The organism is Phytohabitans maris, from assembly GCF_031085175.1.
GTDB classification, from domain to species: domain Bacteria; phylum Actinomycetota; class Actinomycetes; order Mycobacteriales; family Micromonosporaceae; genus Phytohabitans; species Phytohabitans maris.
In genome coordinates, this window is the sequence record NZ_JAVHUY010000009.1 from 15988 (window position 1) to 40691 (window position 24704).

Genomic DNA, 24704 nt, shown 5'->3' on the forward strand with positions numbered 1-24704 from the left:
TTGCCCACGCCACGATCTGTGCTCCCCGTTGGCAGCGGCGCGGGTTCGTGGGTACTCGACCGGGGTTGCCTGCGCCGGGACAGCAAACAAGGCCTCGACGTGTCTGGCCGGCGCTGAGCCGGTGACGGGACGTAGCACGCGGCGTCGCAGTGAAGCGGTGGCGTTGCCGATGCCCGGATCCGGTTGCGGATATGGCGCCTGAACAGTGATCGTGCTTCAATCACTGAAACGTTCCAACGCTTGGGGAGGCATCCGTGCCCGCATCCGCTTGGTCCGGACGGTCCCTGCCCCTGGTCATCATCATCTGCCTGCTGGCTTCACAGATCGGCGTCCAGTCCGCCGGTGCGCACGTCCCGGCCGTCACCGCCGGTCCGGCGGTCCTGCTATCGCACCTGCAGGTGGAGCGCAAGACCGAGCCGGTGGGCATCGACGTCGAGCGACCGCGGTTCTCGTGGGTCACGGAGTCCGATCGCCGCGGTGTCGAGCAGGCGTCCTGGCGGGTACGCGTCGCCACCAGCCCGTCGCGGCTCAACGCCGGCGACCTTGTGTGGGACAGCGGTACAACGGCCTCGGACCGCTCCGTCGACGTGACATACGCCGGCCCCGACCTCGCCCCCGCCACCGACTACGTCTGGCGGGTCGACACGAGGACCAACGTCGGCTCCGCCAGTGCCACCAGCCGCTTCCGCACCGGCCTGTACGACGAACGGGACTGGGCAGGCAGCGCGTGGATCGGCAACGCCCGCACGGAGGACACAGACCAGCTGGATCTGGGCGCAGCCGCGTGGATCTGGACGCCGGAGGCGACGACGCCGGTCGCGCCCGCGGAGCCGCGGGCGTTCCGCACCGTCCGCACCTCGCCGGCCGGCAAGACCGCCCGGACCGCCGAGATCCTGATCACCGGCGATGACCTGTACCGGCTCTGGGTCAACGGCACACTGCTCGGCGAGACGCAGGGCGCCGAAAACGAGTGGCAGCAGTCGCGGCTGTTCCGGGTCGACCTCGCCCCGGAACGCAACGTGTTCGCGGTCCGCACCGACAACGGCGCGGGGTCGCCAGCCGGTCTCGTCGCCAAGGTCCGGATCACCTACACCGACGGCAGCACCACGGTATTCGCCACCGGCACCGACTGGAAGGCCAGCAAGACCGTCCCGGCCGGGTTCGAGGCGCCGTCGTACGACGACAGCGCGTGGGGCAACGCGGTCGTACAGGCGCCCTACGGCCAAGGCCCGTGGGGCAGCAACGTGCGCCCGCCGCGTGCCGACGTGCGCCCGGCGCCGTTGCTGCGTAAGGAGTTCGCGGTCGACGGCAAGCTCATCGACGCCACGCTCTACTACGCCGCCGGCGGCTATGCCGAGGTCTTCCTCAACGGCGACCGGGTCACCGACGGCGTACTCTCGCCGGGCTTCACCGACTACGACGACACTGTCCAGTACGCGGCCGTCGACGTCACCGACCATCTCGAGCGGGGCGACAACGCGATCGGCATGGAGCTCGGCCGCGGGTTCTACGGCATGACCGGCGGCAACGTGTGGCGGTGGGACTCGCCACCATGGCACGACGACCCGGTGGTCCGCGCGGTCCTGCATCTGGAGTACGCCGACGGCAGCACCCAGGACGTCGTCACCGACGACTCGTGGACCGTCGCCGACGGCCCGACGGTCTTCGACGACCTCTACGCCGGCGAGACGTACGACGCCGGCAAGCTGCAGGACGGCTACGACACGGTCGGCTTCGACGACCGGGCGTGGGCCGCGGCAAGCGAGGTCCGGGGACCGAAGGGCGTGCTGGTACACCAGCGCCAGCAGCCGATCCGGGTCACCGGGTCGCTGCCCGCCGTCGAGATCACGCAGCCGGTGTCCGGCGTCTGGGTGGTCAAGTTTCCGCGGGTGCTCGCCGGCTGGGTGGAGTTCACCGCCCAGGGCCCGGCCGGCACCACGATCCGCGCGCAGTACGGGGAGAAGCTGCTCCCCAACGGCCGCGTGAACTTCTCCAACAACGGCGGCTTCCAGTCCGGCTTCCAGACCGACCGGTTCATCCTGGCCGGCACCGGCGCGCCCGAGTCGTGGCAGGCGCGCTTCTCGTACAAGGGCTTCCAGTACATCGAGGTGACCGGCTGGCCCGGCGGCCAGCCGCCGCCGGACGCGTTTACCGCCAAGGCCGTGCACACCGACGCCGCCGAGACCGGCTCGTTCGAGAGCGCGAACGCCACTATGAACGAGGTCCACCGCGCGGTCGTGAACACCATGAAAAACAACATCCACGGGATACCGACCGACACCCCGATGTTCGAGAAGAATGGATGGACCGGCGACGCCTCGGTGGGTGCCGAAATGTTCATGCTCAACCTCGACGTGCACGAGCTCTTCGCGAAGTGGATGCGCGACGTCCACGAGACCCGCGACGAGAACGGCGCACCGCTGGTGATCGCGCCGAGCTCGGGCGACTGGGGCCAGTGGGGTGTGAACCCGCCATGGCACTCGGCGTACGTGATGATCCCGTGGTGGCTTTACCAGTACGGCGGCGACGACCGCGTCCTGACCGAGCTCTACGACGGCATGAAACGCTACGTGGAGCTCGAGTTCAACAGGTCGTCGAACGGCATCGTGGCCAATCCGCGGCTGGGCGACTGGGTCAGCCCGGAGGCCAGCCCGGCCGGCGGCAACGCCCCCGAGGACGTCCGCGTCTCCGGCACGGCATACCTCTACGCGATGCTGACCGCAATGGAACGCTCCGCGCGCCACCTCGGCAGGGCCGCCGACGCCGCCGCGTTCGCCGGCCACGCCGCAACCGTGAAGGCCACGTTCAACGACACCTTCCTGAACCGCGCGGACGGTTTCTACCGCGGCAACGGCGACCGCGGCTACCGGCAGACCCACAACGTGCTGGCACTCGCCTTCGGGCTGGCCCCCGACGAAGGCACCGCGAAGCGGGTGGCCGACAGCGTCGTCGCCGACATCAGGGCCAAGGGCATGCACCTCAACACCGGCGTGCTCGGCACGAAGTACCTCCTGCCGGTGCTCACCGATGCCGGGTACGCCGACGTCGCGCTGCAACTGGCCCAGCAAACGACGTACCCGTCATGGGGCTACATGGTCGAGAACGGCGCGACCACGATGTGGGAGCACTGGGCGCTGGAGGCACGGTCGCGCGGCCACTACTTCCTCGGCACGGTCGACGACTGGTACTTCCACGACGTGGCCGGCATCCAGGCTTCCGCGGAGACCGGATACGACGACCTCACCATCGCGCCCAAGGTCACCAAGCAGCTGGCCTGGGCGAAAGCCACCACGCAGACGCCGTACGGCCCGGTCACCAGCGACTGGAAACGAACCGGCCGCACGCTGACCCTCCGCGCGACCGTGCCAGTCGGCGCCCGGGCCACCGTTGAGCTGCCGGCGCGGAACGCATGGGCGGTCACCGAGCGCGGCGTCCCGGTCGCCGACGCGGACGGCGTCCGCAACGTGCGGCACAGCGGCGGGACCGTCCAAGTCGAGGTCGGCTCAGGCCACTACACCTTCGTCGTCGACGAGCGGCGCGGGCTGGCCGGTGCCGCGATCGACCGAACCGACGAACTGACCACGCTCGTCCAAGAGCTCCGGGCAGCCGGGAAGCTGAACGCCGGCCAAGCTCGAAAGCTGCACGGCTATTCCGCGGCGGCACGCGCCCACACCCGCGCGTCGCTCGACGAACTGCTCCACAGCGACGTCCTCGGCGCCGCGCGCGACCTCGCCGCGGCACACCGCCAGATCGAGGCGTTCGACGCCGCCGCACGCCACCAGGCGCTCAGCCTGACCGACCGGGCCCGGCTGGCCGCCGCCGTCCTGGCGGTTCGGGACGCGCTCGGCGTGGCCGTCGCCGACCTCCTCACGCTCGACCTAACCGCCGCGCCGCCCGACGCCGTGCTCCGTCCCGGCGACACCGCGGCGGTGACGGTCAGGATGGCGAACGGCGGCGCCGGCCGCCTCAACAACGTGCGGGCCACCATCACCGGGCTGCCCGACGGCTGGACGGCCACCCCGGGCAGCGCGCGGCTCACCAACCAGCTGCGTCCCGGCCACTCCGCCGCGAAAGGCTTCTCCATCCACGTGCCGTACCGGCAGAAACCGGGCCCGGCCGCCGGCACCGCCGTCGCGGTGTACGTCTTCGACGACGCGACGCTCACACTGGCGAAACCGTTCGAGCTGACGGTCGACTCGCCAGCCGTCGTCGACTCCGTGACCGCGGCGCCCGCGGAAACCCGGCCCGGACAGCCCGTCACAGTACGCGCGGTCATCCGGAACGTCGGACGTGCCGCCGTCGCCGGCCGGGTCGAGCTCGACCTGCCGCCGGGGTGGAGCGCGCCCGCACCGACGGCGACGACCATACCGCCCGGACAGACCCACACCGCGACCTTCACCGTCGCCGTGCCGCGCGACGCCCGCCAAGCGGTCGAAGACGTACCGCTGACCGCCCGCTTCGTCAGCGACGGCGAGACACTCGCGACCGGCGCCGGCACCGTCCGGGTGGCCATCGCACCGAACGTGGACGACGCGATCGACCACGTCGACCTCGGCCTGGCCACGTCAGAACAGACGCACAACCTGACCGCGTCGCCCTCCTCAGGCGCCAGCACCGAGGCCGGACTCACCCGCCGGTACGCCGGCCACCTGACGCCGTTCTCGCAGTTCGAGTTCGACATGGCGGTCACGCCCGGCCAGCCGTTCGTGGTCCGCGCCATCGAGACCTACGACAAGGCGCAGGTCAAGCGCTACAAAATCTACGTCGACGGCACCGAGGTGCTCTTGCGCACCTTCGACCACGCCGGCGGGACCGGCACCGAGACCTACGAATTCGTGGTACCCGCCTCGCTCGCCGCGACCGACGACACCATCCGCATCCGCTTCGAGCACCAGGGCGACCCCGCCTACTACGACCCGTCCATCGCCGACGTCTGGACCCGCCCGCTCAGCTAACCCACCCCGAACCCCCACCGAGACCATGCGGGGCCTTGGATGCAGTCCCGGCCGGCAATCTCGTGCAGGCGTCGGGCGCTGCGGAACTCGTCCGCCTCCTCCAGCCCGCGCGTACCTCCTCAAGGCCACCGCGGGGTCGGGCGGCCCGGGCGGTCGCGGTGGTCGTCGTTCCAGCGGCGGACCTGGTCGGCGACGTGTGCGGCGAGGTGGTCGCCGTCGGGTCCGTGGCCGATGATGCCGACCTCGTACCGGTTGGTGCCGTCACCGCCGGTGCTGGCGCGTAGGGTCAGGCACGCGTGGCTGGCCCGGTCGGTGGTGGCCATGGCACCCTGCGGGGTCGACCAGCCCGGCGTCGACGGCCGGCTGCTGGACGAGCATGCGGCTGATCGCGTCGGGCAGCACGCAGGCCAGGTAGAGGTCGAGCCATTCCAGCGATTCCTGGCCACCGAATCGCACCCCGGTCCATACCCGCCGTGCCGGCTGGTCGAGGACCCCGGCCAGGGCGTCCGGGTCGATGTGCTGGTCCTGGTGGGCGTGCAGGGTGACGCTCTGGTCGCCGGTGAGGCCGATCGTGCGGCGTGGGTCGCCGGCGATGCTGTCGCGCAGCGGCATGAAGCTGCACAGCTGGTGGCCGTGGGTGCCGCCGCCGTGGTGTCGACGGGCTGGATCGACACCACCGACCTCAACCCGTTCACCGGTGTGGACGATCGCTCCTTCCCGCAGACCCGCCGGGTCGCCGACCTGCGGAACGACTTCGCCGCCCGCGCCGACTGGGGCGGAGCCGCCCACGCCCCTCGCGTTCCTCCATCAGCCGGGCAGCCAGGCCGGCCAAGGGGTCAACTCGTGTTGGTCGGCCCCATCCGCTGTCTGTCTACAAGGGATGGTCGAGCCGCCCGACCGAGGCCGTCACCGTGAGCCGCACGAGGTCGGACCGGTTCGGGCGTGCTCAGACGGTCAGCACTCCGGTGGCGAGCGCCCCGCCGTCACAGGTCAGGTTGGCGCCGGTGACGTAGCCGGCGGCGGAGCTGAGCAGCCACAGAATGGCGGCGGCCGGCTCAGCGGCCGACGCGAGGCGCCCGACCGGCACCTCGCGTTCGATCTGTGTGCGCACCGCTTCGATCTGATCGCCTGTCACGTTGGCCCACATCAGCGGCGTCTCGGTCGCCCCCGGCGTGACGGCGTTGACCCGGATGCCGGCGCTCGCGTATTCCACGGCCAGTGCGCGCACGAACGAGCTGATGCCGCCCTTGGAGGAGGCGTACGCGGCTGCGGCGCCCCTTCTGGGTGCGACGAAGCTCCACGGTGAGGAGATGCAGACGATCGACCCGGGCCGTTTCGCTCGTCGGAAGGCCTTGATCGCCTCCCGGCACGCGAGGAAGGTGCCGGTCAGGTTGGTGGCGATGACGTTGTTCCACATCTCCAGTGTCAGCTCGTGTGTGGGCGTACCGGCCTCGATACCGGCGCTGCACACTGCTCAACTATCTGGTGGAGCCAGGCAGACTTCCCCGCGCGCTGGGCGTGGCGGCGACGCTGAACGAGATCACCTTCGCGTTGTCTCCCGTGCTCGCATCGTTGCTCGGCGCGGTCTCGCCGGTGTGGGCCATGGTGGTAATGACCTCGCTCGGTGTGGGACCGATGCTCCTGATGCCGAGCATTCCCGAGGCTCGCGGGCTGCACGTTGACGACTCGGTCGGTGCGCGACAGCGGATACCTCGCGCGGTGCTCCTCTGGTTGTTCTGCGCCACCGCGACCGGAGGAGCGGTCGCGGCCGTCGAGGTCGGATCGGAGGGCACATCGCTTCGACTCTCGCGGGCGCCGCCGTCGTCGGGTTCTTCCTGCCGATCCTGGCCACGTTCTACTCACTGGCCCTCGACGAGCTCGCACCACCGCGGCGCCGAGCGGAGATCTTCGCACTACTGCGGACAGCGACCGCACTCGGCGTCATCACCGTCAGCGGGCTACTCGCCCTCCTCGGATCGCGGGCCACACTCATCGGCAGCTTCGCACTCCTACTGATCGCCATCTCACTCGCGACAGCGCACTCCCTACTGCCCTTCGGCGGCGACGGACCATCGCCTTCCAGTTCTCGGCGAACACCTGCCGGTCGCCGTACGCCTCATCCATCGCCCGAGTTACCGAAGGCTGACGGTCTTCAGGGGTTCGCGGCTGCCCCTCCCGCGGCGCGGTGGCGAGCACCGTGTGACCGTGCTCGTCGACCCACCGGATGAGGCCGTCGATCGGGTCGAGCAGGGTGCGGCCGAGCGCGGTGAGGCCGTACTCGACGCGTGGCGGAACCTCGGCGTGGACGACGCGGCTGACGAGGCCGTCGCGTTCGAGGTCGCGCAGAGTCTTGGCGAGCATCCGGCGGGAGATGCCGTCGATGTTTCGCAGGATCGTCGTGAACCGCTGCTCTCCTTCGACCAGCGCTGCGATGACCACGAGAGACCACTTGTCGCCGATCATCGTGCGCAGACCCCGCAACACCGACGAGAGACGCTCGTCCGCACATGTGGCGGAGACATTCGTACCAGAGTCCATCGGCCTTTTTGCGCCCTCTCCCAATAGGAAACTCGACGTGCGTACCGCACTAAATAGTGCCCCTTGCCAGCTGGGAATCAACCGCCGCACCGGAGTGCTCACGCCGACGTGACGGTCGTCGTCACGATAGATCCGCCTAAGGAGAGTTGGAAATGACAAGGATCGCCATCGTCGTCGGGAGCGTACGGCCGGGTCGCTACAGCCGGGCCGTCGCGGATTGGGTACTCGCCGCGGCGAAGGACCGGGACGACGCCGAGTTCGAGCTGGTCGACCTCGCCGACCACCCGCTTCCGCACCTCGACGAGCCGGTGCCGGCGTCGGCCGGCAGCTACGCCAACGCGCACACGAAGGCGTGGGCCGAGGTGATCGGTGGGTTCGACGGGTTCGTTTTCGTGACACCCGAGTACAACCACTCGACCAGCGGCGTACTGAAAAACGCCATCGACTACCTCTTCGCCGAGTGGAACAACAAAGCGGCTGGCTTCGTGAGCTACGGCGTCTCGGGTGGCGTACGCGCCGTCGAGCACCTGCGGCTCGTCGCCGCCGAGGTGAAGTTGGCGACGGTCCGGGCACAAGTGGGGCTGCTGTTCCACAACGACTTCGAGAACTTCGTGACCCTGACCCCGCAGCCGCACCAGGTCGCCGCGTTGACGGCGACCCTCGACGACGTCGTCGCCTGGTCGAGTGCGCTCGCCCCGCTACGCGCCTGACCGGAAGGTGCGAGCGGGCTCACCGGCCCGCTCGCACCTCTATGGTGCGGCGGGTGTCGGCGCGAACCGGTTCGCCGGCCGTGGCAGGCCGTAGTGGTCGCGCAGCGTGCTGCCGGTGTAGGCGGTACGGAACAGGCCGCGCCGCTGGAGGATCGGCACCACGTGGTCGACGAACTCCTCCAGGCCGGACGGGAGCAGCGGCGGCATGACGTTGAACCCGTCGGCCGCGCCGGAGGTGTACCACTCCTCCATGGTGTCCGCGATCCCCGCCGGTGTACCGGTGACCGTGCGGTGCCCGCGGCCGCCGCCGAGCCGGCCCAGCAGCTGCCGGACGGTGAGGCCCTCGCGCCGGGCCAGGTCGGTGACGAGCGCGAACCGGCTCTGCGCGCCCTGTACCTCGGTGACGTCGACACCGCCGTCCGGCAGCGGTTTGTCGAGGTCGGCCTCGGTCACCTCGATGCCGGTCAGGCTGGCCAGCTGGCGCAGGCCGTACTCGGCGACCTGGAGGCGTTCGAGCTCGTGTGCGCGTTCGGCCGCTTCGGCCTCGGTGCGGCCGAGCACGGGGACGATGCCGGGCAGGATCTTGACCAGGTCGGGGTCACGCCCGGCCGCGGCCACGCGTGCCTTGAGGTCGGCGTAGAAGGCCTGGCCCTCGGCGAGGGTCTGCTGGGCGGTAAAGACCGCCTCGGCGTAGCGGGCCGCGAACTCCCGACCGTCCGATGAGGACCCCGCCTGAACGAGCAGTGGATGTCCCTGCGGCGTACGCGGCACGTTCAGCGGCCCGCGGACGCGAAAGAACCGTCCGATGTGGTCGATGGTGTGGATCCGGTCGCCGTCGGCGTAGCGCCCGGATTCCTTGTCGCCGAGGAGGAAGTCGTCCTCCCAGGAGTCCCACAGTCGCAGGCACACCTCGACGAACTCGGCCGCCCGCTCGTACCGGTGGCGATGCGCCGGCACATCGTCGAGGCCGAAGTTCTGCGCCGCTTCCCTACCGGCCGTGGTGACGATGTTCCAGCCGGCGCGGCCGCCGCTGATGTGGTCGATGGTCGCGAACCGCCGGGCCAGGTTGTACGGCTCTTCGTAGGTGGTCGAGGCGGTCGCGATCAGTCCGATGTGCTCGGTGGCGCCGGCGAGGGCGGCGAGCAGGGTGGTCGGCTCGAGCCGCCCGACCGGCCGGTGGCGGACGTCGCCCTGGAGCGAGGGCCCGTCGGCGAAGAAGACCGAGTCGAACCTGCCCCGCTCGGCCACCCGCGCCAGGTGCCGGTAGTGCGCGACGTCCCACGCGGCGGTCAGGCCGCTCTCCGGAAACCGCCAGGCCGACTCGTGGTGGCCGACGGTCATCAGGAACGCGTTGAGGTGCAGCACGGCTACCTCCCCGCTTCCTGGACGCCGAGCGCCTCCAGCAGCGACTCCCGGTACCCCAGGAAGGCCGGCTGCCGGTGCGAGCGCGGCGCCGGCAGCTCGATGCTCTGGTCGACCGCGATGCGTCCCCCGTCGATCAGCAGCACCCGGTCGGCGAGGGCGATGGCCTCGTCGACGTCGTGGGTGACGAGCAGCACGGCCGGCCGGTGCCGGGCGCACAGCTCGCGCAGCAGCCCGTGCATGCGAATCCGGGTCAGCGCGTCCAGCGCGCCGAACGGCTCGTCGGCCAGCAGCAGCTCCGGCTCGGTGACCAGCGAGCGGGCCAGCGCCACCCGCTGCTGCTCGCCGCCGGACAGCTCGTTCGGCCAGGCCCGCTCGCGCCCGGCCAGCCCGACCTCGGCGAGCGCGGCCCGGCCGCGGGCGTCGGCGTCCGGGCCGCGCAGCCCGAGCACGACGTTGGGCAGGACCCGCTGCCACGGCAGCAGGCGGGCGTCCTGGAAGACGACCGAAGAGTTCTCCGGCACGAGTACGGTGCCGGAGCCGGCGACGTCGCGGTCCAGTCCGGCCAGCGCGCGCAGCAGCGTGCTCTTGCCGGAGCCGCTGCGCCCGAGCAGCGCCACGAACTCGCCGTCGGCGATCTCCAGGTCGAGCCCGTGCAGGACGGTGCGGTCGCCGAAGCCGCGGACCAGCCGCTCGACGCGGACGGTGCGGGGTGGCGCGGCGGTCAGTCCGCCAGCGTGCGTCGCCATGACAGCGCCCTCCTCTGTACGAGCCGGACCGCGCCGTCGGAGAGCAGGCCGAGGATGCCGTACAGCACGAGGCCGACGATGATGACGTCGGTCTGCCCGTACTCCCGGGCGAGGTCCATCATGTACCCGATGCCGCTGGTCGAGTTGATCTGCTCCACCACGACGAGAGCCAGCCACGCGGCGACGACCGCGAAACGCATGCCGAGCAGGAAGCCGGGCAGGGCGCCGGGCAGCACGATCCGGCGCAGGAAGACGCTCGGGCGCAGCCGCAGCGACTCGCCCAGCTCGACGTACCGGCTGTCGATGCCGCGCAGCCCGTTGTGGGTGTGGATGTAGACCGGGACGAGCACGCCGAGCGTGATGGTCGTGACCTTCATCTGTTCGCCGATGCCCAGCCACAGGATGAGCAACGGCACCAGCGCCAGGGCCGGGATCCCCCGCTTGATCTGCACCGGACCGTCGACGACCGCCTCCCCCCAGCGGCTCAGCCCCGAGACGACGGCCAGTACGACGCCGATCACCGTGCCGATCACCAGTCCCAGGGCGGCCCGGCGCGCCGAGACCGCCAGGTTGTCCTGCAGCCGGCCGTCCGCGATCAGGTCGCCCGCCGTCGTCACGACGGTCCACGGCGCCGACAGGGTACGCGAGTCGATCCATCCGGTCGCCGAACCCACCGTCCACAGTGCCAGGAGCAGCAGCGGCCCGATGGCGGCGCCGAAGGGTATCGGGCGGCCCGGCCCGAGCCGGCGTCGCCGACGCGCCGGCTCGGGCATACCCGGGCGGGTTTCCGGCTTTGCCGGTGTGAGGACGCTCATGGGTTGCCTCCCGCGCCGAGCGCGTCGGCGGCGACCGTCTCGAACCGGCGGTCGTAGAGATCCTCGGCCCTGAGTGGCTTGTTGCCGGTCTCCTTGGCGAGCAGGTCGATCGTCTCTTGATGCCGGGCGATCGCCTCGGTCCAGCTGCTGGGGATGTCGGCCACACCGGTGTTCTCGACGATCCATCGGCCGTCCTCGGTGCTGAGGCCCTGGTCTTTGACGTAGTACCGTTCGATCCACTCGTCCGGGTGCGCCTCGCGCCACCGCCACGCTTTGGCCCACACCTCGACGTACTCCCGGATCGCCGCCGCCTTCGCCGGATCGGCCAGCACGCTGATCGGGGCGTAGAGGTGGCCGGGGTCGTCGCGCAGGCCGTGCGGGATCGTCTTCGCGCCGTCCTTGCCGTACTTGGCCTCGTAGCGCTTGATCTGCACCCCGCCGATCGGTGCCACCTCGACCTGACGGCTGGCCAGCGCCGTACCGTAGACGTCGTTCGTGCTCGGCAGCTCGACGAGCTCGACGTCCTTCTTGCTCAGTCCGGCCTGGTGCAGCACCCGGAGCACGAGCGCGCCCTGCGCCTGGCCCGGACTGTACGCGATCTTCTTGCCCCGCAGGTCCGCGAGCGTGGCGACCGCGACGCCAGGCGCGATGCCGAGCCGGTAGATGGCATGGTTGAGCGGGTCCTGGCGAAACCTCGACGCGACGATCTTCGTGGGGATGCCGGTCCAGTGCGAGTGGATCGGCGGGATGTCGGCGACCGAGCCGAGGTCGAGCGCGTCGGCCCGGAACGCCTCCAGCGTCTGCGGGCCGCCGCTGATGTTGGCCCACTTGACCTCGAACGTCAACGAGTCCGCCAGGCCGGAGAACTCGATCGCCTTCTGATGCTCCTTGTCGCCGACGGCGAGCGTGGTGCCCTGGGGCACCGTGTCCGGCAGCGGCGCGCTGGCCAGCTCGGCGTCCGGCTCGTCGTCGGCCGCGCAGGCGGTCAGTCCCAGCGCGACCGCGCCTACGGCGGCGGACAGCAGGGTACGGCGTGTTGCCATGGGACGCTCCTGGGGTCTCGTGCGGCTCGTGCTACTGGCCGCGCGGCGGCGCACGCGATCCATAAACCCTATGGGTTAGATAGGAAATAGTCAACGCTTCGCGGGCACGAGGTTCGATACCACACACGCTCCGGAAGGTTCGTTGACAGCCACAGCGAGGGATGCTGCACTGGCTCCATGCCTGGCGGCGTGCGGCTTACCATCCGCGGCCACATCGACTTCGGTCGCGTGTGGTCGAGTTCCTGTCCGCGTTGACGGTCCACCTCCGCCACATCACCCCTGCTTCCACATCGTGGTACACGCGTGCATTCATGCCGCACGCTCTCCTGCTTGTCCACAAGGGAGACTCATGTCTCGACGCTTTCCGCGAGTGGCGGTGGCGACCACCGCGCTTGCCCGGATCCCGGACGGAGCCGCCGAGAACCGCGGCGTCGCGGCCGGACGCGGGGAGGCGGAAAGGCTGATCGCCGCCGCGACGGCGACGGGCTCGACCCGGCATCGGTCAACGCCCCGTACACACCGCCACCGCCCGGGCCTGGAGTGTGGCGGCCGACGCCACCCGCTTTCGCCGCCGCCACCCAGGCCGGCAGGTCGCGGCGCACACGCTGCGCGAGGCGTGGCGCCTCTTCGCCTGAGACACCCGGTCCCAGCCGACCAGCCAGGTCGTGCCCTGGCGCGGCGCTCCCGGCCGCTCAGTGGGTCCGGGAACGGGACATCCGGCGCAGCCCGGTGGCCAGCGCGACGAGGGCGAGGGGCCCGACGACCAGGACGGTGCCGATCGCGGCGATGACCGGCTCCACGTACATCACCACCGAGTTCCAGATCTGCACCGGCAGGGTCTTGGTGGACGGGCCGCCCATGAAGAGCGCGATGAGCAGGTTGTCGAACGAGGTCAGGAACGCGAACAGCGCGGCGGAGAGCACGGCCGGAGCGATGATCGGCAGGGTGGTGGTCCGGAAGGCGACGACCGGGCTGGCGCCGAGCCCTTGCGCGGCCCGCTCCAGGGTGGACCGGAAAGCCGCCATTCCCTGGCACCTTGCGGATCCGCGGGAACGCCGTGGACGTATTCCTATCGGCTAAGTATGATTTGACCATGACTAGTCAGGCACCCGACCTCATCTCCCCTACCGACGCCGGTGCACGCGTGGCGAACGGCGCTCTTCTCGTCGACGTGCGAAGCGCGTCCCGCCGCGTGGCGGACGGCGCCATCCCGGGCGCGATCATCGCCGACCGCCACGATCTGAAGGCGGTGTTCGGCGTCGTTTCGGTGGACACGCCGATCGTGGTGGTCTGCGGCTCCGTCGACGGTTCCCGGCCGGTCGCCGAGGCGCTGGTGGCCGAGGGCTTCGCCGACGTCGCCCACGTGGACGGCGGCTTCGCCCAGTGGCGCGACGCGGGACTGCCCGTCGAAGCGGCGCCCGCGGCCGGCTGAGCGCTGATCATCCCTCGCTGTGCGACCCGCCTCCTGCCAGCCCTGGGCTGGCAGGAGAGGCGTCCGCTGCCGAGGCGCCGCTCAGGTGCCTCATTCCGGGTCGCGCAGCAGCGGGAGGAGCTGCTCGCCCTGGCGTCTGATCTCGGGAAGGTACGGGGTGTCGGAGAGCACGAAATGGGTGATGCCCAGGCTCTGGTACCGGCGCAGCGACTTCGCCACGTCTTCGGCGGAGCCGACAAGCCAGGTGGTGCCCGCTCCGCCCCCGCCGAACTTCCCGGGCGCGGTGTAGAGATTGTCGTCGAGGACATCTCCGCGCGCGGCCAGGTCGAGCAGCCGCTGCTGCCCCACCGCCGCCCGCCACGACGGATCCCGCAACCTGCCACCACTCTCGGCCATCCGCGCGACCTTCGCCTCCGCATCCGCCCACGCCTGCTCGGTGGTGTCCCGCACCAATGTGGTCACCCGCAAGCCGAACTCCAACGGCGGCAACTGACGCCCGAGCTTCTCACCCAGGCCCTTGAGCCGCTCTATCCGCTCGGCGACACCGTCCAGCGGCTCACCCCAGAACAACTGCACGTCCGCGTCGGTAGCGGCCACCCGCTCCGCAGCCGCTGACGCGCCTCCGAAATAGAGCCGCGGTGCCCTGACCGGCCTTGGCTCCACAGTAGAGTCCGTGACGCTGAAATACTCCCCGCGGTGGGTGACGCTCTCCTCAGCCCACAGCCGGCGCACGATGCGGATGAACTCCCGGGTGCGGGCGTAGCGGTCGGCTTGGTCGCCCTCACTGTCACCGTACGCCGGGAGGTTGTCCTTACCCGACACGATGTTGACAAGCACCCGTCCGCCGGTCAGATGGTCCAGGGTCGCGGCGGCAGAGGCGAAGTTGGCCGGCCGCCAGTAGCCAGGCCGGACCGCGATCAACGGCTGGAAGGTCGTGGTCCGCACGGCCAACGCGGTGGCCACGGTGAACGTATCCGGGCGGCCCCAACCGGTGCCGATCAACGCACCACCCCACCCGTACTTCTCCACCGCCAACGCGTGACTGGTCAACGTCTCCAGACTGTTGTGCCCCACGACGACATCGTCGCCGTGGTGACCCGGCTCGACCTGGTTCGGGATGTACCAGAGGAACTCGCGGCTCATGACGGGACCCTTCCGCTCGCGACCAATGGTGGCCTGGATCACACATAAATCCTATCGACCCGATAGGTATAGTATAGAACATGGTCGGGCCGCTCCTTCACTCCAGACGCGAGATCGACCTCGCGCACTGCGCCAGCGTGCTCTGTCTGCGCTGACTCGCTGCCACACCGCCCACCGGGATCGCCGCCGCATGGCCGCCGCGGCAATTCGGACCTCGATCCGCCTTCCACCGAAGTGTTTCCGCGCATCGTGCATTGGAGCAGCTCATGTCCGAGCTACGCGAGACCGTCGAAAGCGCCGCACGGGCACACCGCCGCAGATGGCCCTGGGCCGCGGGTGCCGCTGTCCTGCTCCTCCTCATCGCCGGGATCGGACTCGCCGTCGACCGCGGCGGCGTTTCCGGTGACGCGTCCGCCGCCGCGGGCGAGCCGGTCCGCGGCGGCACCCTGGAGTTCGCCCTGATCGACTTCCAGCGCAGCCCGGATCCGCAGTGGGGCACCAACTATGCCGAGTCGCTGATCGGCAACAACATCACCGACAAGCTGACCTGGCAGGACCCCGAGACCGGCGAGATCACGCCGTGGCTGGCGAAGTCCTGGGAGTACAACGACGACCTGACCGAGTTCACCTTCCACCTGCGCGACGACGTGACTTTCAGCGACGGCACGCCGTTCGACGCGGCAGTGGTCAAGGCCAACCTCGACCAGTACGTGCGCGGCGACAAGGCGCTGGACATCAACCCCAACGGTGCCGTGCTGCTGCCCGGCTACATCGAGACGCGCACGCCCGACGAGTACACCGCCGTGGTCCGCTTCGAGAAGCCGCTGGCCAGTTTCCTGCAGGCATCGTCCTTCACCGCCAACGCGCAGCCGGGCTTCCTGTCACTGTCCACATTGAAGCTCAGCGCCGCGGAACGCACCGACCCGACCAAGGTGATCGGCACCGGCCCCTTCGTGTACGAGTCCTGGGAGGAACAGGTCAAGACCGTCCTGGTCAAGCGGAAGGGCTACAACTGGGCGCCACCCGCGATCGGCCACACCGGCGAGGCATACCTGGACCGGATCGTCTTCAACACCATCCCCGAAGCCAGCGTCCGCACCGGCTCCCTCGCCTCCGGCACCATCGACGCCACCCTCGACGTCGGCACCACCGACGAGAAACCCCTCACCGCGCAGGGCTTCACCATCATCCACCGGGGCGTGTCGGGCACGGCCATCTTCTTCAACCTCAACTCGCAGCTGTTCCCCACCAACGACATCGCGGTACGCAAGGCGATCCAGCTCGGCTGGGACCGCGCGGCGATCGAGAAGACCGTGCTGACCGACTCGTACTCGGTGGCCAGGTCGGTCCTGGCCGACTCGGTGCGCGGATACGTGGACTACAGCGGCTCGGTGCTGCGGTACGACCCGGAGGCCGCCGGGAAGCTGCTGGACGAGGCCGGCTGGCGCCCTGGGCCCGGCGGGATCCGGGTCAAGGACGGCAGGTCGCTGGTGGTCAAGCTCATCGGCATCAACAACCTCGTGGTCAACAAGCCCGCCTACGAGTCGATCCAGCAGGACCTCAAGAAGATCGGCATCGACCTCCAGCTCACCGTCGTGCCGATCCCGGACTACGCGGCCCTGCAGGCCAAGGCGAAGACCGACGCGAACATCACCGCGGCCAACCGTTCGCGCAACGACCCGGCCGTGCTCAACCTGCAGTACAGCCCGCTGCTGGGCAACGGCGCCTACCTCACGAAGGACTCCACCGGCGTCGACGTCGAGGAGGTCACCCGCGTCCTGGGCCAGCTGGAGCTCACGCTCGACCCGGCCGAGCGGGACGCGTACGCCAAGGCGGCGCAGGACATCCTGCTCGACAAGTACGCGCTGGTGAACCCGGTCTACAACCCGTCGCAGGTGATCGCCCACGCGGGCTACGTACACGGGATCATCTTCGACGCCCAGTCCCGCAACCACTTCGTGGACACCTGGAAGAGCAACGGGAAGTAGGACGCCGTGCTCCGCTACGTCGCGCTGAAGGTGGGCCGGGCCCTGTTCGTCGTCTGGGCCGCGTTCACCCTGACCTTCGTCCTGCTGTTCGTGCTGCCGGCGAACCCGGTCGACCTGCTCTTCGACCCCGCCGAGATCAACGCCGTCCCGCCGGAGGTCCGGGAGCGGGTGGCGGAGAACTACGGCTTCAACGAGCCGGTGCTCCTGCAGTACCTCGACCGGCTCGGCCACGCGCTGACCGGCGACTTCGGCAACTCCGTGCAGTCCGGGCGGCCGGTGACCGCGGCGATCCTCGACGTGCTGCCCAGCACCCTGATCCTCGCCGCCGGCGCGCTCGTGCTGGCGCTGGTCATCGCGTTCGTGATCGCGCTGGTGGCGACCTCGACCCGGCACGACTGGGTACGCAACCTGGTGGAGGCGCTCCCCTCGACCTCCGTCTCGGTGCCGGTCTTCCTCTCCGGCATCCTGATCCTGCAGATCTTCTCCTTCCAGCTCGGTTGGTTTCCGGCCTTCGGCGACGAAGGCTGGCGCAGCCTGGTCCTTCCGCTGGTCACCCTCGCGATCCCGGTGTCCGGCCCGATCGCGCAGCTGCTCGTGCGCAGCTTCGCCAAGGAGTTCCACTCCGGCTACGTCACCACCAGCTGGGCGAAGGGCGCGACCCGCGGCGCGATCGTCATCGGGGACGTCTTCCGCAACGCCAGCCTGCCGGCGCTGACCATCGCCGGAGTCACGTTCGGCAACCTGATCGCCGGCTCGGTGATCACCGAGACCGTCTTCGCCCGCAAGGGCATCGGCCGGATGACCCAGACCGCGATCAACACCCTCGACCTCCCGCTGGTACAGGGAATCGTCGTGCTCGTCGCGGCCAGCTTCGCGCTGATCAACCTGGTCGTCGACCTCACCTATCCCGTGCTGGACCCGCGACTGCGGGCCACGCTCGCGGCCCCCACCGCCAAGGCCGCCTCAGGAGGAGCGCGATGACCGTCGAACTGGAGACGCTCGCCCCGCCGGCGGCCGCGCGGCCCGCGTTCGCGCCCTCACTGGCCGGGCGCGCCGCCGAACTCGTCCGCCAGCCGATGCTGGTGCTCTCCTGGCTCGTCGTGGCGGTCGTGATCGGCTGGGCGGTCGTGCCGGACCTGTTCACCTCCTACGGCCCGTACGACGGCGACACCACCGCGAGCTTCGCGCCGCCGAGCCTGGAGCACTGGTTCGGCACCGACCGGCTCGGGCGGGACCTGTTCGCCCGCAGCGTGTACGGCGCCCGCACCACGCTGATCGCCACGCTGCTGGCCGTCGTCATCGCGTTCGGCATCGGCACGGTCGTCGGCCTGGTCGCCGGCTTCGCCGGTGGGATCGTGGACACCGCGGTCATGCGGGTGGTCGACGTGTTCCTGGCCATCCCCAGCCTGCTGCTCGCGATGGTGGTGGTCTCGGTCCTGGGCTACTCCACGCAAAACATCGCCCTGGCCGTCGGCATCTCCTCCATCGCCTCGTTCGCCCGGGTGATGCGGGCCGAGGTGCTCTCGGTGGTGACCCAGGACTACGTCAAGGCGGCGTACGGCCTGGGCGTCGGCCGGCTGGGCGTGATGCTGCGGCATGTGGTGCCCAACTCGCTCAACTCGGTGGTCGCGCTGGCCGCGCTGGAGGTCGGCACCGCCGTCCTGGCCGTCGCCTCGCTCGGCTTCCTCGGCTACGGCGCCCCGCCGCCGCAGCCGGAGTGGGGGCTGCTGGTCGCCGAGGGGCGCGACTTCGTCGCCGTCCACCCATGGACCTCGATCCTGCCCGGGGTGGCGCTCGCGATCGTCGTGATCGCCACCCATCGGATCAGCGCCTCGTTCCGGAAGGACCGCCGCCGATGAGCACAGTCGATCCCCTGTTGCGGATCACCGATCTCGCCATCGACTACCGCACCGGGCACCGGGAGTGGACGACCGCCGTACGCGGCGCCAGCCTCCACGTCCAGCCGGGCGAGTTCGTCTCGCTCGTCGGCGAGTCCGGTTCGGGCAAGACGACCCTGGTGCACGCCGCGCTCGGGCTGCTCCCGCCGGCCGCGCGGATCCGGTCCGGCGCGATCGCGTACTCCGATGTGGACGTCACCGGCTGGAACGACCGGCGGATGGCGCTGGTGCGCGGCAACTACGTGGGCTTCATCCCGCAGGACCCGAACACCTCGCTCAACCCGGTCAAGAAGATCGGCCAGCAGGTGGTCGAGGCGGTCCGGTTCAACGCGCCCAAGCCCGGCAACGCCGAACGCCACCACCAGGCGGCCTTGGACAGCCTGCGGACCGCCGGGCTCAAGGACGTCGAGCGGGTCTTCCAGCAGTACCCGCACGAGCTCAGCGGCGGCATGAAGCAGCGCGCGCTCATCGCCATCGCACTGGCCGGCAAGCCGAGGATCATCGTCGCCGACGAGCCCACCAGCTCGCTGGACGTCACCGTCCAGAAGGTCATCCTCGACCACCTCGTACGGCTGCGCGAGGAGCTCGACATCGGCATCCTGCTGGTCACCCACAACCTCGGCGTGGCACTGGACCGCTCCGACCGGATCCTGGTCATGCGGGACGGCGAGATCGTCGAGCAAGGCCCGGTCGACCAGGTGCTGGAGCAGTCGACCAACGAGTACACCCGAAGGCTGCTCGACGCCGCACCCACCCGGCTCGCCGCCTCCTTCGGCGCGCGGCCGGTCCGCGCCGAGGCGCCGTACGTGCTGCGGGCGCGGGCGCTGTCCAAGACGTACCGGCTGCGCGGCCGGGGCCAGCGCCGTGACCTGCGCGCGGTCGACGGCGTGGACCTCGCCGTGCGCAAGGGCACCACGCACGCGATCGTCGGCGAATCCGGCGCCGGCAAGTCGACGCTCGCCAGCATCCTGGTCGGCTTCACCGCGCCGGACCGCGGCACCGTCCACATCGGAGATACCGAGCTCACCGGCCGGCGCCGCGGGCGGCTGCGGGAGATCCGCCGGCACCTGCAGTTCGTCTTCCAGAACCCGTTCACGTCGCTGGACCCGCGGTTTACCGTCGGCCGGATCGTCGCCGAACCGCTGCACGCGTTCGGCTTGGCACCCGGCCGGGCGCAGCGGACCGCCCGGGTGGTCGAGCTGCTGGCGGCGGTGGCGCTGGACGAGAGCTACCTGCACCGGCTGCCCGGCCAGCTCTCCGGCGGGCAGCGCCAGCGGGTCGCGATCGCCCGGGCGCTCGCGCTCAACCCCGAGATCCTGGTGCTCGACGAGGCGGTCAGCGCGCTCGACGTGTCCGTGCAGGCCCAGATCCTGCGGCTGCTGGTCGACCTGCAAGCCGGGTACGGGCTCAGCTACGTGTTCGTCACCCACGACCTGGGCGTCGTACGCCTGGTCGCCGACGACGTCACGGTGATGAAGGACGGCGTCGCGGTGGAGACCGGCCCGGTCGAGCGGGTGTTCGGCGAGCCGCGGCACCCGTACACCCGGGAACTGCTGGACGCGATCCCGGGCACCCGGCTGGCGCTGGCCGGCCCGGGTTAAGGAGGTCCTGTGCCACGTCAACTGCACATCAACGTCAACATCCTCAACGCGGGCGTCTTCGGCGGCTCGTGGCGGTTTCCCGGCACCGACGGCACCGCCAGCTACACCGTCGAGCACTACACCGCCATCGCGGAGAAGGCCGAGCGGGCCAAGCTCGACGCGGTCTTCCTGGCCGACGGCCCGTCGCTCGACCCGAGCACCCGGCACCGCACCGGCAACAACCTGGAACCGACCACGGTGCTGGCCCGGATCGCCGCCCGGACCGAGCGGATCGGCCTGATCGCGACGCTCTCCTCGTCCTACAACGACCCGGTCGAGCTGACCCGCCGGCTCGGCGACCTCGACCACGTCAGCGGCGGCCGGTTCGGCTGGAACGTGGTGACCACCGCCGGTCCGGTCGCGGCGCGCAACTTCGGCCGCGGCGGCGAGCCGGAGCACGCGCTGCGCTACCAGCGCGCCGCCGCGTTCACCGAGCAGGTGGTCGCCGCCTGGGCGGCGCGGACCACGCACACCTCGCCGCAGGGCCGGCCGGTCGTGGTCCAGGCCGGTGGCTCCACCGACGGCCGGCGGCTGGCCTCCCGGGTCGGCGAGGTGATCTTCTCGGCCGACCAGGACCTCGACCACGCCCGCGCGTTCCGCACCGGGATCCGCGACGGCGCGGTCGCGTTCGGGCGGCGGCCCGAGGAGGTCGTCGTCCTTCCTGGACTGTCCACAGTGGTTGGCAGCACCACGGCGGAGGCCCGGGCCCGGCGGGAGCTGCTGGACGAGCTGCTTCCCGACGCGTACGCCCGCGGCCGGCTCGCCGGCCAGCTCGGCATCTCCCTCGACGGGCTCTCCGACGACGAGCCGATCCCGGCCGAGCTGCTGGTCGACCCCGACGAGGCGGGCGGATCGCAGACGTTCTACCGGGTCGTCAAGGCGATCATCGACCGGGAGAAGCCGACGCTCGGGCAGCTGTTGAAGCGGCTCTCCGGCGGCGGCGGGCACCGGATAGTGGTGGGTACGCCGGAGCAGATCGCCGACGACATCGAGACATGGTTTCGGGCCGGCGCGGCGGACGGGTTCAACGTGATGCCGGACGTGCTGCCCTCGGGCTTCGACGACTTCGCCGACCACGTGATACCGGAGCTGCGCCGGCGGGGCCTGTTCCGGACCGACTACACCGGCACGACCCTGCGCGACCACCTCGGGCTCGGCCTGCCCCCGGCGCCGGCCGGCGGGCGGCTGCCGCTTCCGCGACTGGAGGTGACCGCCCCGTGAGCACACCCGTCCTGGTCACCCTCGCCGTCGGCGGGCCGGTGCCGCTCGCGCACGCCGGGGCGGTCGCGGCAGTGGCCGAGGAGGTCGGGGTCGCCGCGATCCGCCTGGTCGACGCCGGCCACACCCTCGATCCGACCGTGGTGGCCGCGTACCTGGCCGGCGTCCACAGTGGCCTCGGCTACGTCGCCGAGGTGCCGACGACCGGCAACGCGCCGTACAACGCCGCGCGCCGCCTGCTCTCCCTCGACCGGGCCGCCGGCGGCCGGATCGGTGTGGCGCTGCGCGCCGGGGAGGGCGACGAGGTGAGCGAGGCGACCGTACCGGACCCCGCCGCGACCGACCCGGTCCGGCGCTGGACCGAGTACGCCTGGGTGCTGACCCGGCTGTGGGAGTCCTTCCCCCGGGCGGCCCTGCTCGGCGACCAGGCCGCCGGAGTCGTCATCGACCAGGACCTGCTGCGCCCGGTCGACCACGAGGGCGCCTTCTACCGGGTGGCCGGCCCGCTGGACGGCCCGTCGTCGGTACAGGGGCGGCCGGTCATCGTCGCGGACCTGGGCGCGCTCGACGCCGCGGCGGTCGCGCGCTCGGCCGACGTGGTCGTGGTCGACCGGGAGCGGGCGGCCGGTGCGGACACCGCGCTGGCCGAGGCGCTGCGCCGCGCGGGCCGGTCCCGAAGCGACGTGGCGCTGCTGGGCCGGGTGCGGGTCACCGCGGCGGACCCGGCCGCGCTCGCCGGCGACCTGCGCGCCTGGGCCGGCGAAGACCAGCTGGACGGCTTCGAGCTCGTCCCCGCCGGTGACGTCGAGGCGGTGGTGGCCGCGCTGCGGGCGCTGGTGCCCCGGCTGACGGATCCCGCCGCCCCGCCACCCACGCTGCGGGCCGCGTTCGGCCTGCCGGAGGTCGCGGCGGTGCTGTCGTGACCGCGGAGGCGGTCCGCGCCGAGGCCGCGGAGTACACGGTGGACGGTGTCCGCGCCGCCGCCGCACCGATCCTGCGGCGCCTGGCCGCCGGCGCCCGCGAGCGCGAGCAGGCCCGCGCGTACGCCTTCGAGGAGGTCCGGGCGCTCGCCGAGCGGCGGATCACGCTGGTCGGCATCGCCACGGCGGACGGCGGTGCCGGCGGCTCGGTACGCGACGTGGCCGACCTGGTCATCGCCGTCGCCCGCGCCGACTCCAACGTGGCCCAGGCGCTGCGCAGCAGCTTCCTCACCGCCAACCAGGTGGCCAGCCGTCCCGACCTGCCGCACCGGGAGCGGACCCTGCGCCGGTTGCGCGACGGCGACCTGTTCGCCGGCACCGGCAACGAGCGCACCGGAGGAGCCAGCGGATCGGTCAACACCACCATCCGGCGCGACGGCGACGGATACCTGATCAACGGCGAGAAGTACTACTCGACCGGGGCGCTGTACGCGTCGTGGTTCTCCGGCTCGGCCAAGGACGAGAACGGCACGGTGCTCGGCTTCACGGTGCCGGTCGACCGCGAGGGCGTACAGCGGCTCGACGACTTCGACGCGGTCGGGCAGCGGCTGACCGCGAGCGGGACCACCCGGCTGGTCGACGTGCGCGCCTTCCCGGACGAGGTCGCGGTGCGCGACATGTCCACGGTGGACAGCCCGTGGCTGGGCTCGTTCGCCCAGCTCTACCTGGCGGCGGTCGAGGCCGGTATCGCCGCCGCCGTGCTCGACGACGCGACCTGGTTCGCGCGCGAGAAGGCACGGCCGATCAAGCACAGCACCGCGGACCGGAGCGTCGACGACCCGTACGTGCGCGAGACGGTCGGCCAGATCGCCGCCCGCGCGCACGCCGCCCGTTCGGTGGTGCTGCTCGCCGCCGAAGCCCTCGAAGGCCTGCGCGGCCTGTCCGGGGCGCGGGCGCGGGCCGCCGGCGCGGCGGCCGCCGTCACCGTCGCGCAGACCGGTGTGATCGCCATCGAGTCCGCACTGCGCGCGGCCGAGCTGCTCTTCGACGTCGGCGGCGGCTCGATCACCAACCGCGACCTCGGCTTCGACCGGCACTGGCGCAACGCCCGCACGGTCGCCAACCACAACCCGCGCCAGTGGAAGGCTTCGGTCGCGGGCGCGTACCACCTGACCGGCGAGGAGCCCCCGACCACCGGCCTGTTCTGAGAAGGAGACCCGATGACCGTCAACCTCGACCGCGTGCTCGGCCGCACCGGCGTGCTGATCACCCCGCTCACGCTCGGCGCGATGAACTTCGGCCGGTGGCAGGAGGAGGGCGAGAGCATCCGGATCGTCCACGCCGCCCTCGACGCCGGCATCACCGCCATCGACACCGCCGACGTCTACGGCCAGGGCGGGTCGGAGGAGATCCTCGGCAAGGCGCTCAAGGGCCGCCGCGACGACGTCTTCCTGGCCAGCAAGTTTCACGGCCAGATCGGCGACGACCCCCGGCACGCCGGCAACTCGCGGCGCTGGATCGTACGCGCCGTGGAGGCGAGCCTGCGCCGGCTCGGCACCGACCACCTCGACCTGTACCAGGCACACCGGCCCGACCCGCACACCGACCTGCTGGAGACGCTGCGGGCCCTCGACGACCTGATCCACCAAGGCAAGATCCTCTACTACGGCACGTCCGTCTTCCCCGCGCACCAGCTCGTCGAGGCGCAGTGGCTGGCCGAGAAACACGGCCTGATCGCCCCGCACACCGAGCAGCTGCCGTACTCCCTGCTGGTCCGCACCGTCGAGCGGGAGGTCTTCCCGGTCGTGCGCCGGTACGGCGTCGGTGTGATCAGCTACGGCCCGCTGGCCGCCGGCTGGCTCTCCGGCGGGTACCGGATCGGCGGCCCGCAGCCGCGGTCGGCGCGCGCCGAGCAGATCCCGGGCCGGTTCGACATCACCCTGGAGCGCAACCAGCGCAAGCTCGCCGCCGCCGACGCGCTCGCCCGGCTCGCCGAGCAGAACGGCCTGACCCTCGTCGACCTCGCTCTGGGGTTCGCGCTCAACCACCCGGCGGTCAGCAGCGTCATCATCGGCCCGCGCACGCTGGAGCATCTGGAGGCGTACCTCAAGGCGGCCACGGTCGAGCTCGGCGACGACGTCCTCGACCGGATCGACGAGATCGTCGCCCCGGGCACCCACTTCCTGGAACGTGACACCGGGCGCGACACCCCTTCCCTGCAGCCGCCCGCGCTGCGCCGCAACCGTGGAGGCGATCCCGCATGAGCCACGGGTTGTGGCAGAGGTTCGGCACC

The 24704-nt window shown here is 71.1% G+C and carries 21 protein-coding genes; 11 read left to right on the forward strand and 10 right to left on the reverse strand.

What is annotated here, in order from left to right:
- Positions 1 to 254 precede the first annotated feature (254 nt).
- Entirely contained in the window at positions 255 to 4955 is a 4701-nt protein-coding gene (locus RB614_RS11285) for a family 78 glycoside hydrolase catalytic domain (protein ID WP_308712378.1), read from the forward strand.
- A gap of 119 nt (positions 4956 to 5074) precedes the next feature.
- Here the strand turns inward: RB614_RS11285 and RB614_RS11290 are convergent, their stop codons facing one another.
- The 4 genes from RB614_RS11290 to RB614_RS11305 all read right to left on the reverse strand — a co-directional run bounded on the left by RB614_RS11290 (position 5075) and on the right by RB614_RS11305 (position 7493).
- A complete protein-coding gene (locus RB614_RS11290) occupies positions 5075 to 5278 on the reverse strand; it encodes a hypothetical protein (protein ID WP_308712379.1) in 204 nt (67 codons plus the stop codon).
- The gene (locus tag RB614_RS11295) at positions 5217 to 5744 is read right to left on the reverse strand and encodes a hypothetical protein (RefSeq protein ID WP_308712380.1); all 528 of its coding nucleotides are present in this window, start codon (positions 5742 to 5744) and stop codon (positions 5217 to 5219) included. The genes RB614_RS11290 and RB614_RS11295 overlap by 62 nt, the downstream gene beginning before the upstream one ends.
- A gap of 157 nt (positions 5745 to 5901) precedes the next feature.
- On the reverse strand, positions 5902 to 6426 hold the full coding sequence (locus tag RB614_RS11300) for an SDR family oxidoreductase (protein WP_308712381.1): 525 nt from the start codon (positions 6424 to 6426) through the stop codon (positions 5902 to 5904).
- 518 nt (positions 6427 to 6944) lie between these two features.
- Positions 6945 to 7493: a winged helix-turn-helix transcriptional regulator gene (locus tag RB614_RS11305; RefSeq protein WP_308712382.1), complete on the reverse strand. Its 549-nt coding sequence runs from the start codon at positions 7491 to 7493 to the stop codon at positions 6945 to 6947.
- A 152-nt stretch (positions 7494 to 7645) separates the two neighbouring features.
- Here RB614_RS11305 and RB614_RS11310 point away from each other — a divergent pair, with 152 nt between their 5' ends.
- Positions 7646 to 8203, forward strand: a complete 558-nt coding sequence (locus RB614_RS11310; protein WP_308712383.1) for an NADPH-dependent FMN reductase — start codon at positions 7646 to 7648, stop codon at positions 8201 to 8203.
- 39 nt (positions 8204 to 8242) lie between these two features.
- On the opposite strand, the gene RB614_RS11315 is transcribed toward RB614_RS11310, so the two are convergent.
- The 5 genes from RB614_RS11315 to RB614_RS11335 form a co-directional block, all read right to left on the reverse strand.
- Positions 8243 to 9568 (reverse strand): LLM class flavin-dependent oxidoreductase, encoded by a 1326-nt coding sequence (locus tag RB614_RS11315; protein WP_308712384.1) that lies wholly within the window; start codon positions 9566 to 9568, stop codon positions 8243 to 8245.
- Positions 9569 to 9570: 2 nt separating this feature from the next.
- Positions 9571 to 10314 (reverse strand): ABC transporter ATP-binding protein, encoded by a 744-nt coding sequence (locus RB614_RS11320; protein ID WP_308712385.1) that lies wholly within the window; start codon positions 10312 to 10314, stop codon positions 9571 to 9573.
- The gene (locus RB614_RS11325) at positions 10290 to 11129 is read right to left on the reverse strand and encodes an ABC transporter permease (protein ID WP_308712386.1); all 840 of its coding nucleotides are present in this window, start codon (positions 11127 to 11129) and stop codon (positions 10290 to 10292) included. The genes RB614_RS11320 and RB614_RS11325 overlap by 25 nt, the downstream gene beginning before the upstream one ends.
- Positions 11126 to 12172, reverse strand: coding sequence for an ABC transporter substrate-binding protein (locus RB614_RS11330; protein ID WP_308712387.1), 1047 nt, complete (start codon positions 12170 to 12172; stop codon positions 11126 to 11128). Before RB614_RS11330 ends, RB614_RS11325 begins: the two co-directional genes overlap by 4 nt.
- A 692-nt stretch (positions 12173 to 12864) precedes the next feature.
- Complete coding sequence (locus RB614_RS11335) at positions 12865 to 13197, reverse strand: ABC transporter permease (RefSeq protein ID WP_308712388.1); 333 nt, start codon at positions 13195 to 13197, stop codon at positions 12865 to 12867.
- A gap of 68 nt (positions 13198 to 13265) precedes the next feature.
- Here RB614_RS11335 and RB614_RS11340 point away from each other — a divergent pair, with 68 nt between their 5' ends.
- Positions 13266 to 13604, forward strand: a complete 339-nt coding sequence (locus RB614_RS11340) for a rhodanese-like domain-containing protein (protein ID WP_308712389.1) — start codon at positions 13266 to 13268, stop codon at positions 13602 to 13604.
- Positions 13605 to 13694: 90 nt separating this feature from the next.
- Here RB614_RS11340 and RB614_RS11345 read toward each other — a convergent pair whose 3' ends face one another.
- Positions 13695 to 14747, reverse strand: coding sequence for an LLM class flavin-dependent oxidoreductase (locus RB614_RS11345; RefSeq protein ID WP_308712390.1), 1053 nt, complete (start codon positions 14745 to 14747; stop codon positions 13695 to 13697).
- A gap of 266 nt (positions 14748 to 15013) precedes the next feature.
- On the opposite strand from RB614_RS11345, the gene RB614_RS11350 reads away from it, so the two are divergent.
- From RB614_RS11350 to RB614_RS11385, 8 genes are read left to right on the forward strand one after another with little or no spacing between them, the layout of a single operon-like run.
- Positions 15014 to 16735 carry an ABC transporter substrate-binding protein gene (locus RB614_RS11350; RefSeq protein ID WP_308712391.1) on the forward strand — a complete coding sequence of 574 codons (1722 nt, stop codon included), beginning with the start codon at positions 15014 to 15016 and terminating at the stop codon, positions 16733 to 16735.
- Positions 16736 to 16741: 6 nt separating this feature from the next.
- A complete protein-coding gene (locus RB614_RS11355; protein ID WP_308712392.1) occupies positions 16742 to 17716 on the forward strand; it encodes an ABC transporter permease in 975 nt (324 codons plus the stop codon).
- The gene (locus RB614_RS11360) at positions 17713 to 18594 is read left to right on the forward strand and encodes an ABC transporter permease (protein WP_308712393.1); all 882 of its coding nucleotides are present in this window, start codon (positions 17713 to 17715) and stop codon (positions 18592 to 18594) included. Before RB614_RS11355 ends, RB614_RS11360 begins: the two co-directional genes overlap by 4 nt.
- Positions 18591 to 20234 carry an ABC transporter ATP-binding protein gene (locus tag RB614_RS11365; protein WP_308712394.1) on the forward strand — a complete coding sequence of 548 codons (1644 nt, stop codon included), beginning with the start codon at positions 18591 to 18593 and terminating at the stop codon, positions 20232 to 20234. Before RB614_RS11360 ends, RB614_RS11365 begins: the two co-directional genes overlap by 4 nt.
- Positions 20235 to 20243: 9 nt before the next feature.
- Positions 20244 to 21494 carry an LLM class flavin-dependent oxidoreductase gene (locus RB614_RS11370; RefSeq protein WP_308712395.1) on the forward strand — a complete coding sequence of 417 codons (1251 nt, stop codon included), beginning with the start codon at positions 20244 to 20246 and terminating at the stop codon, positions 21492 to 21494.
- On the forward strand, positions 21491 to 22414 hold the full coding sequence (locus tag RB614_RS11375; protein WP_308712396.1) for an LLM class oxidoreductase: 924 nt from the start codon (positions 21491 to 21493) through the stop codon (positions 22412 to 22414). The genes RB614_RS11370 and RB614_RS11375 overlap by 4 nt, the downstream gene beginning before the upstream one ends.
- Positions 22411 to 23619 (forward strand): acyl-CoA dehydrogenase family protein, encoded by a 1209-nt coding sequence (locus RB614_RS11380; RefSeq protein WP_308712397.1) that lies wholly within the window; start codon positions 22411 to 22413, stop codon positions 23617 to 23619. Before RB614_RS11375 ends, RB614_RS11380 begins: the two co-directional genes overlap by 4 nt.
- A gap of 12 nt (positions 23620 to 23631) precedes the next feature.
- Positions 23632 to 24675, forward strand: a complete 1044-nt coding sequence (locus tag RB614_RS11385; protein WP_308712398.1) for an aldo/keto reductase — start codon at positions 23632 to 23634, stop codon at positions 24673 to 24675.
- Positions 24676 to 24704: the final 29 nt, after the last annotated feature.